17 protein-coding genes are annotated in these 14,139 nt (G+C 72.6%); all 17 read right to left on the bottom strand.

Going from position 1 to position 14,139, the window contains the following annotated elements:
- Window positions 1–10 precede the first annotated feature (10 nt).
- The 17 genes from ACWFNE_RS17275 to rpmE all read right to left on the bottom strand — a co-directional run bounded on the left by ACWFNE_RS17275 (window position 11) and on the right by rpmE (window position 13,992).
- Window positions 11–523: a DUF1990 family protein gene (locus ACWFNE_RS17275; RefSeq protein ID WP_452123658.1), complete on the bottom strand. Its 513-nt coding sequence runs from the start codon at window positions 521–523 to the stop codon at window positions 11–13.
- Between the two features lie 29 nt (window positions 524–552).
- Window positions 553–1,248 (bottom strand): endonuclease NucS, encoded by a 696-nt coding sequence (gene nucS / locus ACWFNE_RS17280; protein ID WP_452123659.1) that lies wholly within the window; start codon window positions 1,246–1,248, stop codon window positions 553–555.
- A 36-nt stretch (window positions 1,249–1,284) separates the two neighbouring features.
- Window positions 1,285–1,710 carry a DUF2550 domain-containing protein gene (locus ACWFNE_RS17285; protein ID WP_452123660.1) on the bottom strand — a complete coding sequence of 142 codons (426 nt, stop codon included), beginning with the start codon at window positions 1,708–1,710 and terminating at the stop codon, window positions 1,285–1,287.
- Between the two features lie 10 nt (window positions 1,711–1,720).
- Complete coding sequence (locus tag ACWFNE_RS17290; protein WP_452123661.1) at window positions 1,721–2,002, bottom strand: F0F1 ATP synthase subunit epsilon; 282 nt, start codon at window positions 2,000–2,002, stop codon at window positions 1,721–1,723.
- A 42-nt stretch (window positions 2,003–2,044) separates the two neighbouring features.
- Complete coding sequence (gene atpD / locus ACWFNE_RS17295) at window positions 2,045–3,532, bottom strand: F0F1 ATP synthase subunit beta (RefSeq protein WP_258723899.1); 1,488 nt, start codon at window positions 3,530–3,532, stop codon at window positions 2,045–2,047.
- Window positions 3,533–3,591: 59 nt separating this feature from the next.
- Window positions 3,592–4,485 (bottom strand): F0F1 ATP synthase subunit gamma, encoded by an 894-nt coding sequence (locus ACWFNE_RS17300; RefSeq protein ID WP_452123662.1) that lies wholly within the window; start codon window positions 4,483–4,485, stop codon window positions 3,592–3,594.
- Window positions 4,486–4,488: 3 nt separating this feature from the next.
- Entirely contained in the window at window positions 4,489–6,117 is a 1,629-nt protein-coding gene (gene atpA / locus ACWFNE_RS17305; RefSeq protein WP_452123663.1) for a F0F1 ATP synthase subunit alpha, read from the bottom strand.
- Window positions 6,118–6,195: 78 nt separating this feature from the next.
- Window positions 6,196–7,011, bottom strand: a complete 816-nt coding sequence (locus tag ACWFNE_RS17310; RefSeq protein ID WP_452123664.1) for a F0F1 ATP synthase subunit delta — start codon at window positions 7,009–7,011, stop codon at window positions 6,196–6,198.
- On the bottom strand, window positions 7,011–7,595 hold the full coding sequence (locus ACWFNE_RS17315; RefSeq protein ID WP_452123665.1) for a F0F1 ATP synthase subunit B: 585 nt from the start codon (window positions 7,593–7,595) through the stop codon (window positions 7,011–7,013). Before ACWFNE_RS17315 ends, ACWFNE_RS17310 begins: the two co-directional genes overlap by 1 nt.
- A complete protein-coding gene (atpE, locus tag ACWFNE_RS17320; RefSeq protein ID WP_452123666.1) occupies window positions 7,592–7,834 on the bottom strand; it encodes an ATP synthase F0 subunit C in 243 nt (80 codons plus the stop codon). The genes ACWFNE_RS17315 and atpE overlap by 4 nt, the downstream gene beginning before the upstream one ends.
- A gap of 88 nt (window positions 7,835–7,922) precedes the next feature.
- Window positions 7,923–8,720 (bottom strand): F0F1 ATP synthase subunit A, encoded by a 798-nt coding sequence (gene atpB, locus ACWFNE_RS17325; protein WP_452123667.1) that lies wholly within the window; start codon window positions 8,718–8,720, stop codon window positions 7,923–7,925.
- 107 nt (window positions 8,721–8,827) lie between these two features.
- A complete protein-coding gene (locus ACWFNE_RS17330; RefSeq protein WP_452123668.1) occupies window positions 8,828–9,304 on the bottom strand; it encodes a hypothetical protein in 477 nt (158 codons plus the stop codon).
- Entirely contained in the window at window positions 9,301–10,632 is a 1,332-nt protein-coding gene (locus ACWFNE_RS17335) for an undecaprenyl/decaprenyl-phosphate alpha-N-acetylglucosaminyl 1-phosphate transferase (protein ID WP_452123669.1), read from the bottom strand. The genes ACWFNE_RS17330 and ACWFNE_RS17335 overlap by 4 nt, the downstream gene beginning before the upstream one ends.
- A complete protein-coding gene (locus tag ACWFNE_RS17340) occupies window positions 10,629–11,534 on the bottom strand; it encodes an L-threonylcarbamoyladenylate synthase (protein WP_452123670.1) in 906 nt (301 codons plus the stop codon). The genes ACWFNE_RS17335 and ACWFNE_RS17340 overlap by 4 nt, the downstream gene beginning before the upstream one ends.
- Window positions 11,531–12,469, bottom strand: coding sequence for a peptide chain release factor N(5)-glutamine methyltransferase (prmC, locus tag ACWFNE_RS17345; RefSeq protein WP_452123671.1), 939 nt, complete (start codon window positions 12,467–12,469; stop codon window positions 11,531–11,533). The genes ACWFNE_RS17340 and prmC overlap by 4 nt, the downstream gene beginning before the upstream one ends.
- A complete protein-coding gene (gene prfA, locus ACWFNE_RS17350) occupies window positions 12,466–13,554 on the bottom strand; it encodes a peptide chain release factor 1 (RefSeq protein WP_452123672.1) in 1,089 nt (362 codons plus the stop codon). The genes prmC and prfA overlap by 4 nt, the downstream gene beginning before the upstream one ends.
- Window positions 13,555–13,749: 195 nt before the next feature.
- Window positions 13,750–13,992 (bottom strand): 50S ribosomal protein L31, encoded by a 243-nt coding sequence (gene rpmE / locus ACWFNE_RS17355; protein ID WP_412867938.1) that lies wholly within the window; start codon window positions 13,990–13,992, stop codon window positions 13,750–13,752.
- Window positions 13,993–14,139: the final 147 nt, after the last annotated feature.

The following is a 14,139-nucleotide window of genomic DNA, read 5'->3' on the forward strand; positions in this document are numbered from 1 at the left end:
CGGCCCGGTCTCAGCGGGCGCGGGCGAGCCGCCGGGCGCCGTGTGCGAGGAGGCGGAGGTACGCGTGCTGGACGAGCGGCACCGCCCACGCGAGCGGCGGCACGAGCCAGCGCCACGCCGGGCGGCTGAAGGCGTCGACGACGAACCACAGCACGCCGGCGTCGTCACGCTCGACCCGGAACGACTCCTCACCGGTGAACGGGTGGCCGGGCAGGCTCCCGTACGCGAAGCCCACCGCGCTCTCCCCCGCCTCGACCCACACGACCCGGCACGGCACCACGACACGGAGCGGGCCCGCGCCCAGGTACGTGCGGACGTCCACCCCGACGTCGGCGACCGGGGCGTCGGCGCGCACCGTGACGTGCGCCGCGGCGTGCACGCGCCAGGCGAGCAGCCCGCGCCCGACGGCGTCGAGGTCACCCCGGCCGAGCCGGTGACGCACGTGCAGGTGCCGGTAGCCGGCCGGCAGAGGACCCCCGCGTGTCGCCGCGACCTCGGGGTAGGTCAGGCCGGGTCGCCCCACGGACCCCTCGCCGCGCGCGGGCGCCGGCATCAGAACAGGCGCGAGTCGACGTCGTCCACGCCACGCATGGCGTCGTAGTCGAGCACGACGCACGCGATCCCGCGGTCCGTCGCGAGGACCCGGGCCTGCGGCTTGATCTCCTGCGCCGCGAAGACACCACGCACCGGGGCCAGGTGCGGGTCCCGGTTCAGCAGCTCGAGGTAGCGCGTGAGCTGCTCGACGCCGTCGATGTCCCCCCGGCGCTTGATCTCGATCGCGACCGCCACGCCCGCGGCGTCGCGCGCGAGGATGTCGACCGGCCCGATCGCCGTCGGGAACTCCCGCCGCACCAGCGTGTGACCGCCGCCGAGCAGGTCGATCTGCGCCGCGAGCAGCTCCTGGAGGTGCGCCTCGACGCCGTCCTTGACCAGCCCCGGGTCGACACCCAGCTCGTGCGCCGAGTCGTGCAGGACCTCGTGGACCTCCACGACGAGCCGGTCGTCGCTCTTCGCGTGCTGCACGGTCCACACCTGGCTCACGCCACGCTCCGTGGCCTCCGCGTCAGGCTCGCCGATCGCGAGCGAGCACGGCGGGCTCATCCAGTTCAGCGGCTTGTACGAGCCGCCGTCGGAGTGCAGCAGCACGCTCCCGTCCGCCTTGACCAGGACGAGCCGGGTCGCGAGCGGGAGATGGGCGTTGAGCCGGCCGCTGTAGCGCGCCGAGCAGCGCGCGACGACGAGGCGCATGCGGGGGTTCCTCTCGTGGACGGCGACGTCGCGCCGTCAGATCACGCGGCTGATCGTCGGTGGGGTGGCCTCGAGCCACGACGTGAGGCCCGCGGACGCCTCGGGGCTCATCAGCAGGTCGAACGACTCGCCCAGCACCGTGCACCGCACGGCGACCTGACGGCCGAAGCGCACCGACTCCTCGATCACCGCGCGCTCGCACACGACGATCGCCGACCGGCGCCAGCACCGCGACGGCCGCACCGACAGCGACCGCGCACGCCACCAGTACAGGCTCTCGGCACCGTACTGGCCGACCCCCGTGACCCACGACGCGGACGGGCCCTCCGAGCGGCGGAACGCACACTCGAAGGACCCGACGCGACGCGTGAGCCGGCCCAGCCTCGACACGCTGAGACCGAGCACGATCAGGGCGACGACCACGGCTCCGAGGAGCACGAGAGCGATCTGCTGCCCTGACATGACGACTCCGTCAGTGCGTGACCTGGGCGCCGGTCGTGTCCTCGACCGAGTCCACCACGACCGTAACCAGGTCCGAGTCGACGGACAGGAACCCGCCTCCGACCGTCCAGCGCAGGACCTCGCCGCCGGCCCGGGCGACCCGCACCTCGCCGCGACGCAGCACCGACAGCACCGGGGTGTGCCCGGCGAGGATGCCGATCTCCCCGTCCGCGGCCGGCGCGCTCACCTGCCGCGCGTGGCCCGACCAGATCTTGCCGTCGGCGGCGACGACGTCGACCTCCAGCTCAGCCATGCTGACTCCCTCTCAGTTCGAACCCGGTCGTGGACCGCGGCGTCAGACGCCGTAGTCCTTCTGGATCCGGGCCCAGTTGCGCTCGAGGTCCTCGAGGCCGCCGATGTTGAAGAACGCCTGCTCGGCGATGTGGTCGAACTCGCCGTCCGCGATCCGCGAGAACGCCTCGACGGTCTCCGCGACCGGGACCGTCGAGCCCACGACACCCGTGAACTTCTCGGCCATGTAGGTGTTCTGCGACAGGAACTGCTGGATGCGGCGTGCCCGGGCGACGACGGTCTTGTCCTCCTCGGACAGCTCGTCGACACCGAGGATCGCGATGATGTCCTGGAGCTCCTTGTTGCGCTGCAGGATCGACTTCACGCGCGTGGCCGTGTCGTAGTGCGCCTGGCCGACGTAGCGCGGGTCGAGGATGCGGCTCGTCGAGGCGAGCGGGTCGACCGCGGGGTACAGACCGCGCGAGGCGATCTCACGGCTGAGCTCGGTCGTCGCGTCGAGGTGCGCGAACGTCGTGGCCGGCGCCGGGTCGGTGTAGTCGTCGGCGGGGACGTAGATCGCCTGGAGCGACGTGATCGAGTGACCACGCGTCGAGGTGATGCGCTCCTGCAGCTGACCCATCTCGTCGGCCAGGTTCGGCTGGTAGCCGACCGCGGACGGCATGCGGCCGAGCAGCGTCGAGACCTCCGAGCCGGCCTGCGTGAACCGGAAGATGTTGTCGATGAAGAGCAGCACGTCCTGCTTCTGCACGTCGCGGAAGTACTCCGCCATCGTCAGCGCGGACAGGGCGACGCGCAGACGCGTGCCCGGCGGCTCGTCCATCTGGCCGAAGACGAGGGCCGTCTTGTCGAAGACGCCCGCCTCCTCCATCTCGACGATGAGGTCGTTGCCCTCACGGGTCCGCTCGCCGACACCGGCGAACACCGACACACCACCGTGGTTCTGGGCGACGCGCTGGATCATCTCCTGGATGAGGACCGTCTTGCCGACGCCCGCACCACCGAAGAGGCCGATCTTCCCGCCGAGCACGTACGGCGTGAGCAGGTCGATGACCTTGATGCCGGTCTCGAACATCTGCGTCTTCGACTCGAGCTGGTCGAAGGCCGGGGGCTTGCGGTGGATGGGCCAGCGCTCGGTGATCTCGAGCTTCTCGCCCTCCTCGAGGTTGAGCACCTCGCCGATCACGTTGAAGACGCGGCCCTTGGTCACGTCGCCGACGGGCACGCTGATCGGCGCACCCGTGTCACGGACGAGCGCACCGCGGACGAGGCCGTCCGTGGGGCGCAGCGCGACGGCGCGCACGAGCGAGTCACCGAGGTGCTGCGCGACCTCGAGCGTCATCGTGAACGAGCCGTCCTGCTCGCCCTCGCCCTGCGAGGACAGGTCGATGTCGACCTGGAGCGCGTTGTAGATGTCCGGGATCTGGTCCGACGGGAACTCGATGTCCACGACGGGGCCGATGACCCGGGCGACGCGACCCACTCCGGGCGCGCCCGGGTCGGTCGCCGTGGCGTCGACGGTGGTGGCGGTCATGTCCTGCCTCGCTTCGCTCGTCCGGAGCGGACTCCGGCGTGGTCTGGGTCGTGCTGGTGTCAGGAGGCGAGCGCGTCGGCGCCCGACACGATCTCGCTGATCTCCTGGGTGATCTCTGCCTGGCGGGCCTGGTTCGCGAGCCGCGTGTACATGCGCACGAGGTCCTCGGCGTTCTCGGTCGCCGTGTGCATGGCCCGCTGGCGGGCGGCGAGCTCGGAGGCGGCCGCCTGCAGCATGCAGCTGTAGATGCGGCTGCGGACGTAGCGCGGGAGCAGCGCGTCGAGCACGGCCTCCGGGCTCGGCTCGAAGTCGTACAGCGGCAGCGCGTCGCCCTCGCCGGCGGGGGCGACGCCCTCGACGACCTCGAGCGGCAGCATCCGGATGACGCGCGGCCGCTGCGTGACCATGTTGACGAACTGCGTGTACACGACGTGCAGCTCGCCGACGCCGCCGGCCTCGGCCGGGGCACCGAAGGCGCTGAGGAGCGTGTCGGCGATGTCGTCGGCCACGTCGACCTGCGGCGCGTCCGAGCCGCCCTGCCACTGCGCCACGAGCTCACGACGCCGGAAGGTGTAGTAGGACACCGCGCGACGTCCGGAGACGTACAGCGCGACCTCCTTGCCGGACGCCTGGAGCCGCTCGACGAGCCGCTCCGTCTCGCGGATGACGCTCGCCGAGTACGCACCCGCCATGCCACGGTCCGACGCGATGAGCAGCACCGCCACACGGTTCGTGTCGGTGCGCTCGGTCAGCAGCGGGTGCGACGTGGTCGAGTGCGTCGCGAGCGCCGACACGGCACGCGTGATCGCCCGCGAGTACGGCGTCGCCTGCGCGACCCGGCCCCGCGCACGCCCGATGCGGGACGCGGCGATGAGCTCCTGCGCCCGGAACATCTTCTTGAGCGCCTGCGTCGACTTGATCCGCTGCTTGTAGACGCGCTGGGTACCGGCCATCGGTCAGGCCTTCTTCTGACGGACGATCTGCTCCTGCTCGACCGGCACGGACTCCGCCTCGTCGTCCCCGCCGACGAGCGGCGAGCCGTCACCCTTGAGGAAGCCGTTGCGGAAGTCGTCGATCGCCGAGGACAGCGCCGACTCGGTCGCCTCGTCGAGCTTGCCCGTCGACGCGATCGTGGTCAGCACCTCGCTGTTGCGACGCAGGTGGTCGAGCAGCTCCGTCTCGAAGCGGCGCACGTCCTCGATCGGGACGTCGTCGAGCTTGCCCTTGGTGCCGGCCCAGATCGACGCGACCTGGTCCTCGACCGGGTACGGGCTGTACTGGCCCTGCTTGAGCAGCTCCATGAGGCGCGCCCCCCGGGTCAGCTGCGCGCGCGACGCGGCGTCGAGGTCCGAGGCGAACATCGCGAACGCCTCGAGCGAGCGGAACTGCGCGAGGTCCAGCTTGAGCGTGCCGGAGACCTGCTTCATCGCCTTGACCTGCGCGGCACCACCGACGCGGGACACCGAGATGCCGACGTCGACGGCGGGGCGCTGGTCGGCGTTAAAGAGGTCCGACTGCAGGAAGATCTGGCCGTCGGTGATCGAGATGACGTTGGTCGGGATGTACGCCGAGACGTCGTTGGCCTTCGTCTCGATCATCGGCAGACCGGTCATCGAGCCGCCGCCCAGCTCGTCCGAGAGCTTGGCACAACGCTCGAGCAGGCGGGAGTGCAGGTAGAAGACGTCACCGGGGTACGCCTCGCGGCCCGGCGGGCGGCGCAGCAGCAGCGACACGGCACGGTAGGCCTCGGCCTGCTTCGACAGGTCGTCGAACACGATGAGGACGTGCTTGCCCTGGTACATCCAGTGCTGGCCGATGGCCGAGCCGGTGTACGGCGCGAGGTACTTGAAGCCGGCCGGGTCGGACGCCGGCGACGCGACGATGGTCGTGTACTCGAGAGCACCGGCCTCCTCGAGCGCGCCACGCACCGCGGCGATGGTCGAGCCCTTCTGGCCGATCGCGACGTAGATGCAGCGGACCTGCTTGGTCGGGTCGCCCGACTCCCAGTTCGCCTTCTGGTTGATGATCGTGTCGATCGCGATCGCCGTCTTGCCCGTCTGGCGGTCGCCGATGATGAGCTGACGCTGGCCGCGACCGATCGGGATCATCGCGTCGATGGCCTTGAGGCCCGTCTGGAGCGGCTCGTGCACGCTCTTGCGGTGCATGACGCCGGGTGCCTGCAGCTCGAGCGCGCGGCGACCCTCCGTGACGAGCTCGCCGAGGCCGTCGATCGGCTCGCCGAGCGGGTCGACGACGCGACCGAGGTAGCCGTCACCGACCGGGACGGAGAGCACCTCGCCCGTGCGGCGGACCTCCTGGCCCTCCTCGATGCCGGTGAACTCACCGAGCACGACGACGCCGATCTCGCGGACGTCGAGGTTGAGCGCGAGGCCGAGCGTGCCGTCCTCGAAGCGCAGCAGCTCGTTGGCCATGCAGCCGGGCAGACCCTCGACCTGCGCGATGCCGTCGCCCGCCAGGGTGACCCGGCCGACCTCTTCGGTGACCGCACCGGTGGGCTCGTAGGACTTCACGAAGCTGTCCAGCGCGGAGCGGATGTCCTCCGGCCGGATCGTCAGCTCAGCCATTGCTTCTCTCCTGTCGTGTCGCACGCGGGTCGCGTGCGGGTCGAACGCGTTCTGGGGACGGGGCGCGGAGCGCGGCCGTCAGCTGGCAAGTCGGCGCCGGGCGTCGGCGAGCCGGGACAGCACCGTCGAGTCGACGACCTCGGCCCCGACCTGGATGCGCAGGCCGCCGAGGACGTTCTCGTCGACGATCACGTTGAGCTGGACGGGCTGCCCGTACGCGCGCTCGAGGATGCCCTCGAGCCGGGTGCGCTGGACCGCCGAGAGCTCGGTGGCCGACGTCACGGTCGCGACCTGGCGGCTGCGGCGCTCGGCGACCAGGTCGCCGACGTGCCCGAGGGTCGTCACGAAGCGCCGACCGCGCGGCTTCGCCGTGGCCCGCCGCGCGAGCAGCGCCGCGGCAGGGGTGGCCCCGCCCGCGAGGATCGCGTCGAGCAGCCGCACGCGTGCCTCGGGGGTCGACGTCGCGTCGTCCGACAGGATCCGCCGGACGTCACGCTGACCCGCCAGCGCGCGCGTGACGCGGAACAGGTCCTCCTCGACACGCTCGAGCGTGCCCGTCGCCTCGGCCGACGCGAGCACCGCGTGGAACGCGAGGTGCTCGATCGCCTCGGTCAGGTCGACGTCCGCGGACCAGCGCGCCCGGACGAGCTCCTGCGCGACCGCGACCGTGCTCGTGTGCGCGCCCTGGAGGACGTGCGCCACGAGCCGCGCCTTCGCCTCGCCGTCGGCCGACGGGTCCGCGAGCGTCCGGCGCAGCGCGCCGGACGAGTCGAGGGCGTCGACCAGGGCGAAGAGCTGCTCGCCCAGCGTCGCCGACTCGACGCCGGCAGCACGGAGGACCGGCTCGAACCGGTTCTCCACGCTCCGCAGCGACGCCTGACTCGTCCCGCGCATCAGTTCCCCTTACCGGCGTTCGCCGTGGTGCTGGCCTCGAGCTCGTCGAGGAAACGGTCGACGACGCGCGACTGGCGCGCGGTGTCCTCGAGCGACTCGCCGACGATCTTGGAGGCGAGCTGGGTCGCGAGCGCCCCGACGTCGGCACGCAGCGAGACCGACGCCTGCTGGCGCTCCGCCTCGATCTGCCGGTGCGCGGTCTCGACGATGCGGGCCGCCTCCTCCTGCGCCTTGGTGCGGGACTCGGCGACGATCTGCCCGGCCTCGGTGCGCGCGTCCTCGCGGATCTTCGCGGCCTCGGTGCGGGCGTCCTGGAGCTGCTGGTGGTACTCGGCGAGCGCCGCGGCCGCCTCGGCCTGGGCCGACTCGGCCTTCGCGATGCCGCCCTGGATCAGCTCGGTGCGCTTGTCGAGCACCGCGTTGAACTTCGGCAGGACGTACTTGTAGAACGCGATCGCGATGATCAGCAGGACGATCGTCGACCAGAAGATGTCGTAGAACTCGGGGATGAGCAGCTGGATGCCCTCCACGGACTCTCCCTCGGCGGCCGAGATCAGGGCCGCCGACGTCGCGACGCTGCTCACGTGAAGAGGAACCCGGTGATGAGGCCGAGCAGGCCGAGGACCTCGACGAAGCCGATACCGATGAACATCGTCGTCCGGAGCTGGCCGGCGACCTCGGGCTGGCGCGCGATGCCCTCGATCGTCTTGCCGATGAGGATGCCGAGGCCGATACCGGGGCCGATGACCGCGAGGCCGTAGCCGATCGTCGCGACGTTGCCCGAGACCTCGGCGAGGACGGTGGTGGTTTCCGCAAGTGCCACGGTTGCTCGTTCCTTCCGTTGGGCGCCAGACCGGTCGGTCGGACGCTCGTTCGTGGGTGGGGGTCGAGCGACCCCCGGGGGGTGTGGGTCAGTGCTCGTCTTCGATGGAGAGGCTGAGGTACACGGCCGTCAGCACCACGAAGATGTACGCCTGGAGCGCGGCGACGAAGACCTCGAAGAGCGTCAGCGCGAAGCCGGAGACGAAGGTCAGGGCACCGAACACCTTCATGGCGCCCGTGGCCTCGAAGATGAAGAACTGGGTGGCCGAGAAGCACAGGACGAGCATGAGGTGACCGGCGACCATGTTGGCCATGAGTCGCAGCGCGAGCGTCGCGGGCCGCAGGACGAACACCGTCAGGAACTCGATCGGGGTCAGCAGCACGTACATGAAGACCGGCACGCCCGGGGGGAACAGGCTCATCTTGAGGAAGCCGCCCACCCCGTGCGCCCTGACGCCGGCGCCGAGGTACATCACGTAGACCCAGAGGGCGAGCATGACCGGGACGCCGATGAGCGACGACCCCGCGATGTTCAGGCCCGGGATGATGCCCGTGAGGTTGAACGCGAGGATCGCCAGGAACAGCGTCGTCAGCAGCGCGACGTACTTGTGCGCCTTCGCCTTGCCGATGATCTCCTCGGCGACGTTGACCCGCACGAAGTCGAGGAGCATCTCGGCGGCGTTCTGACCGCGGCCCGGGACGAGCCTGGCCCGCTTCGCCGCGATGACGAAGACGACGATCAGCACCGCCGCGGCGATCAGGCGCACCATCTGGAGCCGGTTGAACTCGAAGAACGTGCCCTCGAAGAGGATGGGCGCCGGGAAGAAGTCGGCGATGGACGGCGCGTGGAACCCGCTCTCCTCCTCGGTGGCGAGGGGGGCGATCATCGCGAGGCTGGACAGTGCGAGCTCCTGGTGGTCAACGGTGCCGGGCGGGCCGCATCAGTGCGGGCACGCCGTAGGAACCTGGCCGTCATGGATGGGTGAAGCCTAACCTATGAACCCGCGCCCTCCGGACCGCGGTCCGCGGGCTCGACGTACGGGATGCGGCCGTTCGTGACCGCTCGGTAGTCGAGCAGCGCGGAGCCCAGGACGCCCGCGAGCAGCACGACCGCGAGCACCGTCCGGTCGTAGAAGTCGAGGTCGCGGAGGACCGCGAGGACCACGATCACGACGATCACCTTGCCGAGCCAGGCGCCCATCACGACCCCCGCCATCGCCTGCGGGCTCGCGTGCGCGGTGCGCAGCATCGAGACCACGGTCGTGCCCGAGAAGACGAGCGCGAGGCCGACACCGATGAGCGCCCCCCAGACGCCCGCCGAGCCCGCGACGAGCCACCCGATGCCCACGCCGAGCACCGAGAGCGCCGCGAGCAGCACGAGCATGTCGCGCAGCGCGCGGCGGAAGACGGCGTCGGCCGCCGCGGAGGACGACGGGCGCGCGGGCGTGGGCTGGGGGTCCGAGGACGTCATGGTCGCTTCTCCGGGGTCGGGTGGCCGGCCGTGGGCCGGGCGGGGCCGGGGGTCGTGCTGGTGGGGCGACCGGGGCCGACGGTCGTGCGGGTCGCTGCGCGGTGCTCCGCGGACCGGGAGCCCGTCGCGTGCGCGTCGGGCGCGGGCTCGCCGGGCGCGGGCGGGACGACCGGGGTCACCCCGGTGACGATCGGCTGCGCGCCGCCGTCCTTGCCGCGCAGCGGCCCGAGCGTCAGGAGCGCCGCCACGACCATGCCGATGCCGAGCACCCACAGCGCCTGCGTCGTCGACAGCACGACGAGCGACGCGGTGCCGAACGCGAACACGACCGTCCAGATCCACATGATCCCGACCGCGCTGCGGTGCGAGTGCCCGAGCGAGAGCAGGCGGTGGTGCAGGTGCATGCGGTCCGGGTGGAACGGGGACTTGCCCGCCCCGACGCGGCGTACCACGGCGAGACCCATGTCGAGCAGCGGCAGCAGCAGAACCGCCACGGGGAGCAGGATCGGCACGAAGACCGGGATCTGCTGCCGCGGCAGGAGGGCGGCGCCCTCGTTCGCGGGGAGGGCGGAGGCGTCGAGCTGGCCGGTCAGGATGATCGTCGCCGCGGCGATGACCAGGCCCAGCAGCATCGACCCCGAGTCGCCCATGAAGATGCGCGCCGGGTACACGTTGTGCGGCAGGAAGCCCACGCACATCCCGACGAGCACCGCGAGCACGAGCGTCGCGAGGTTCGCGTAGTTCCCCCGGCCGCCCTCGACCGTCAGGATCGTGAGCCAGTACGAGTACAGGAAGAACGCGGTGCCGCCGATCCCGATCATCCCGGCGGCGAGCCCGTCGAGGCCGTCGACGAAGTTCACGGCGTTCATCGCCACGACGACCACGAGCACCGTGAGCGCCTGCCACACCCGTTCCGAGCCGATCACCACGTCGCCGAAGATCGGGAGCTGGAAGAGCAGCACGCCCTGCCACGCCATGAACCCCGCGCCGAGCACCTGGCCGACGAGCTTCGTGACCCAGTCGAGGTCCCAGATGTCGTCCGCGACGCCGAGCAGGCACACCGTCGTCGCGCCGCCCGCGAGGCCCCAGATGGAGCGCGGGTCGGTGAAGACGCTGCTGAGGAAGGGCAGGCCGCTCGCGACGGTGAGCGCGACGAGCAGCCCGACGAGCATCGCGAGGCCTCCGAGGCGCGGCGTCGGGATGGCGTGCACGTCGCGGTCGCGCACCGCGGTGATGGCCCCGAAGCGCAGCGCGCACCACCGGGCGAGCGGCGTCATGAGGTAGGTCGTCGCCGCCGAGACCAGCAGGAGGAGCAGGTAGACCCTCACCGGCCCGGCTCACCGCCCGGCTGCGGGGTGTCGTCCGACGGGGCGTCGTCGGCAGGGTCGGTGCGGTCGGTGGGGTCGCCGGTCGGGGCGGGCGACGGGCGCGCCGCGGACGGCTTCACGGTCGCCACGGGCGCCGTGGCTGCCGTCGCGGGGGCGGCGCTCGCGGGCTCGGGCGTCGCGGGGTCGGCGCCCGCGGCGTCGGCTGTCGCAGCCCCCGGCGCGGCAGCGTCCGGCGCGGCAGCGTCCGGCGCCGGGGCCGGGCCCTCGACCGGCGCGACCGCGCGCAGCTCCTCGAGGCCGATCGCGCCCTCGCGGACGACGCGCAGCACGTCGCCGGTCGCGTCGACGATGGTCGACGACACCCCGCCGGGCGCCTCTCCCCCGTCGAGGAACACGGGCACGCGCGCGCCCAGCTGGCGGTACGCCTCGCGCACGTCGGTGCCGGCGGGCTTGCCTGTGCGGTTCGCGCTCGACACAGCGAGCGGTCCCGTGCGGCGCAGCAGCTCGAGCGCGACGGGGTGGTCGGGCACGCGCAGGGCGACCGTCCCGTGCGTCTCGCCGAGGTCCCACGCGAGCGACGGCTGCGCGCGCACGATGAGCGTCAGGCCGCCGGGCCAGAAGGCCTCCGCGAGGGCGCGCGCCGCGTCGGGGACGGCGGTCGCGAGGCCGTCGAGCGTGCGCAGGTCAGGCATGAGCACGGGCGGCGGCATCTGCCGGCCGCGTCCCTTGGCGTCGAGCAGCGCCTGGACGGCCGCCGGGTCGAACGCGTCGGCGGCGATCCCGTAGACCGTGTCCGTGGGCAGCACGACGAGATCGCCGCGGCCGAGCGCCTCCACGGCGGCGTCGAGGGACGGCCCCCACGTCGCGGGGTCCGTCGCGTCCTTGATGCGCAGCAGGCTCACGGCTGCGAGTCTCCCACGGAGGGGCCGGGCGCCATGCCGTCCGCCCGGTCGGGAACGGCGCGTCGGGCGAGCACCATGCGCGCGCGGCCGGCGAGGTCGAGCGCGGTGCCGACCCCGGTGAACGCGCGCGTCGCCTCGACGATCGCGCGCGCCGCGGCGTCCTGGACCTCCGCGTGCTCCATGACGAGCAGCCCGCCCGACCGCAGCAGGCGCGCCGCGGCCGCGACGATCCCGCGCGGCACCTCGAGCCCGTCGGCGCCGAGCCCGTAGAGCGCCACCGCCGGGTCGTGGTGCGCGACCTCGGGGTCGACCGGGACCGCGCCCGGCGGCACGTACGGGGGGTTCGAGACGACGACGTCGACCGTGCCGTCGAGCGCCCGCAGCGCCGTACGCGCGTCACCGCGGTGCAGCCGGACGCCCGGGGCCAGCTCCGCGACGTTGCGCGCCGCCCAGGCGTGCGCCGCGGCGTCGAGCTCGACCGCGTGCACGACGGCGCCGGGCACCTCGAGGGCGACCGCGACGGCGATCGCACCCGAGCCCGTGCACAGGTCCACGACGAGCGCCGAGCCGGTGCGGGCGAGCACGTCCGCGGCCTCGCGCACCGCGTGCTCCGCGACCTGCTCGGTCTCCGGGCGAGGCACGAAGACGCCGGGCCCGACGGCGAGCTCGACCCCCCGGAACGGCGCGCGCCCGGTGAGGTGCTGAAGCGGCTCACGCGCGGCGCGACGACCGACGAGCTCGGCGTACCCCGCGGGCGCCGGCCGGCCCAGCAGCGCCGCGGTCTGCACCTCGCCGCGGCTCACTTCGCGGCCCGACACCGCCCCCAGCAGGTGCGCCGCGAGCAGCTCGGCGTCGACGCGCGCCGACCCGATGCCGGCGGCGGTCAGGGTGCGCTCGGCGTCCCGCAGCGCAGCCGCGAGCGTCGTCGGGCTCATGCCCCAGCAGCGGCCAGCCGGGCCGCCTCGTCCGCCTCGATCGCGGAGCGGACGACCGCGTCGAGGTCGCCGTCGAGCACGACGTCGAGGTTGTACGCCTTGTAGCCCGTGCGGTGGTCCGCGATCCGGTTCTCCGGGTAGTTGTACGTCCGGATGCGCTCCGAGCGGTCGACCGTGCGCACCTGCGACCGGCGCGCCTCGCTCGCCGCAGCCGCGGCCTCCTCCTGCTTCGCCGCCAGGAGACGGGCGCGCAGCACGCGCATCGCCTGCTCGCGGTTCTGCAGCTGGGACTTCTCGTTCTGCATCGACACGACGATGCCCGTGGGCACGTGCGTGATGCGCACCGCGGAGTCGGTGGTGTTGACCGACTGGCCGCCCGGCCCGGACGAGCGGAACACGTCGATGCGCAGGTCGTTGGGGTCGATCCCGACCTCCGCCTCGTCGTCGGCCTCCGGCAGCACGAGCACGCCGGCGGCCGACGTGTGGATGCGGCCCTGCGACTCCGTGACCGGGACGCGCTGCACGCGGTGCACGCCGCCCTCGTACTTCAGGCTCGCCCACACGCCCTGCGCGGGGTCGGTCAGCGTGCCGCGGGCCTTGACCGCGACCTGGACGTCCTTGTAGCCGCCGAGGTCCGACTCCGTGGACTCGATCACCTCCGTCCTCCAGCCGCGGCGCTCGGCGTAGCGCAGGTACATGCGCAGCAGGTCGCCCGCGAACAGCGCGGACTCCTCCCCGCCCTCGCCGGCCTTGATCTCGAGGATCACGTCGCGTGCGTCGTCCGGGTCGCGCGGCACGAGCACACGGCGCAGGCGCTCGGCGGCCGCGGCGGCGGTCTCCTCGAGCGCGGGCAGCTCGGCGGCGTACGCGTCGTCGAGCCCCGCGAGCTCACGGGCGTCGGCCACGTCGTCGGTCGCGGCGCGGTACGCCCGGTAGGCGGCGACGACCTGACCGAGCTCGGCGTAGCGCCGGCCCAGCTTGCGGGCCCTCCCGGCGTCGGCGTGCACCCCCGGGTCGGCGAGCTGGGTCTCGATCTCGGCGTGCTCGGCGAGCAGCGGCTCCGCTGCGGCGAACGGGTCGCTCATGCGGGCGCCTCCTGGCGTGACGTGCGGTGGGTGACACGGGGATGCGTGCGGTGGGACGACAGCGCGACGTGGCGCAGCGGGTGTCGCCGGGCCCATGCGGGCCCCCGGGGCCCGGGCAGACGAACAGCGCCGGTGCCCTGCGCGGACACTGCCATGGAGGGCAGTCGTCCGCCGGGCACCGGCGCTGTCAGGTCGCTACTCGGCCGAGGTGTCGGCGGCCGGCGCGGCGGCCGGCTTCTTGCCGTAGCGCGCCTCGAACCGGGCCACGCGGCCACCGGTGTCGAGGATCTTCTGCTTGCCCGTGTAGAACGGGTGGCACGCGCTGCACACGTCGGTGCGGATCTGGCCCGAGGTCTCGGTGGACCTCGTCGTGAACGTGTTGCCACAGGTGCACGTCACCTGGGTCACGACGTACGCGGGGTGGATGTCAGACTTCACAGGGTTCTCCTCGCTGGGTCGTCTCCGGGTCGTGCACGCGAACCGCACACGTGAACCGCAGACCAACGGAACATTGTGCCAGAACACGGCGAGGGCCCGAAACCTTCCCGGACCCGCCGACGCGCTCGGCGCACGGTCGTGGTGACC

It is taken from the genome of Cellulomonas sp. NPDC055163, assembly GCF_053607065.1.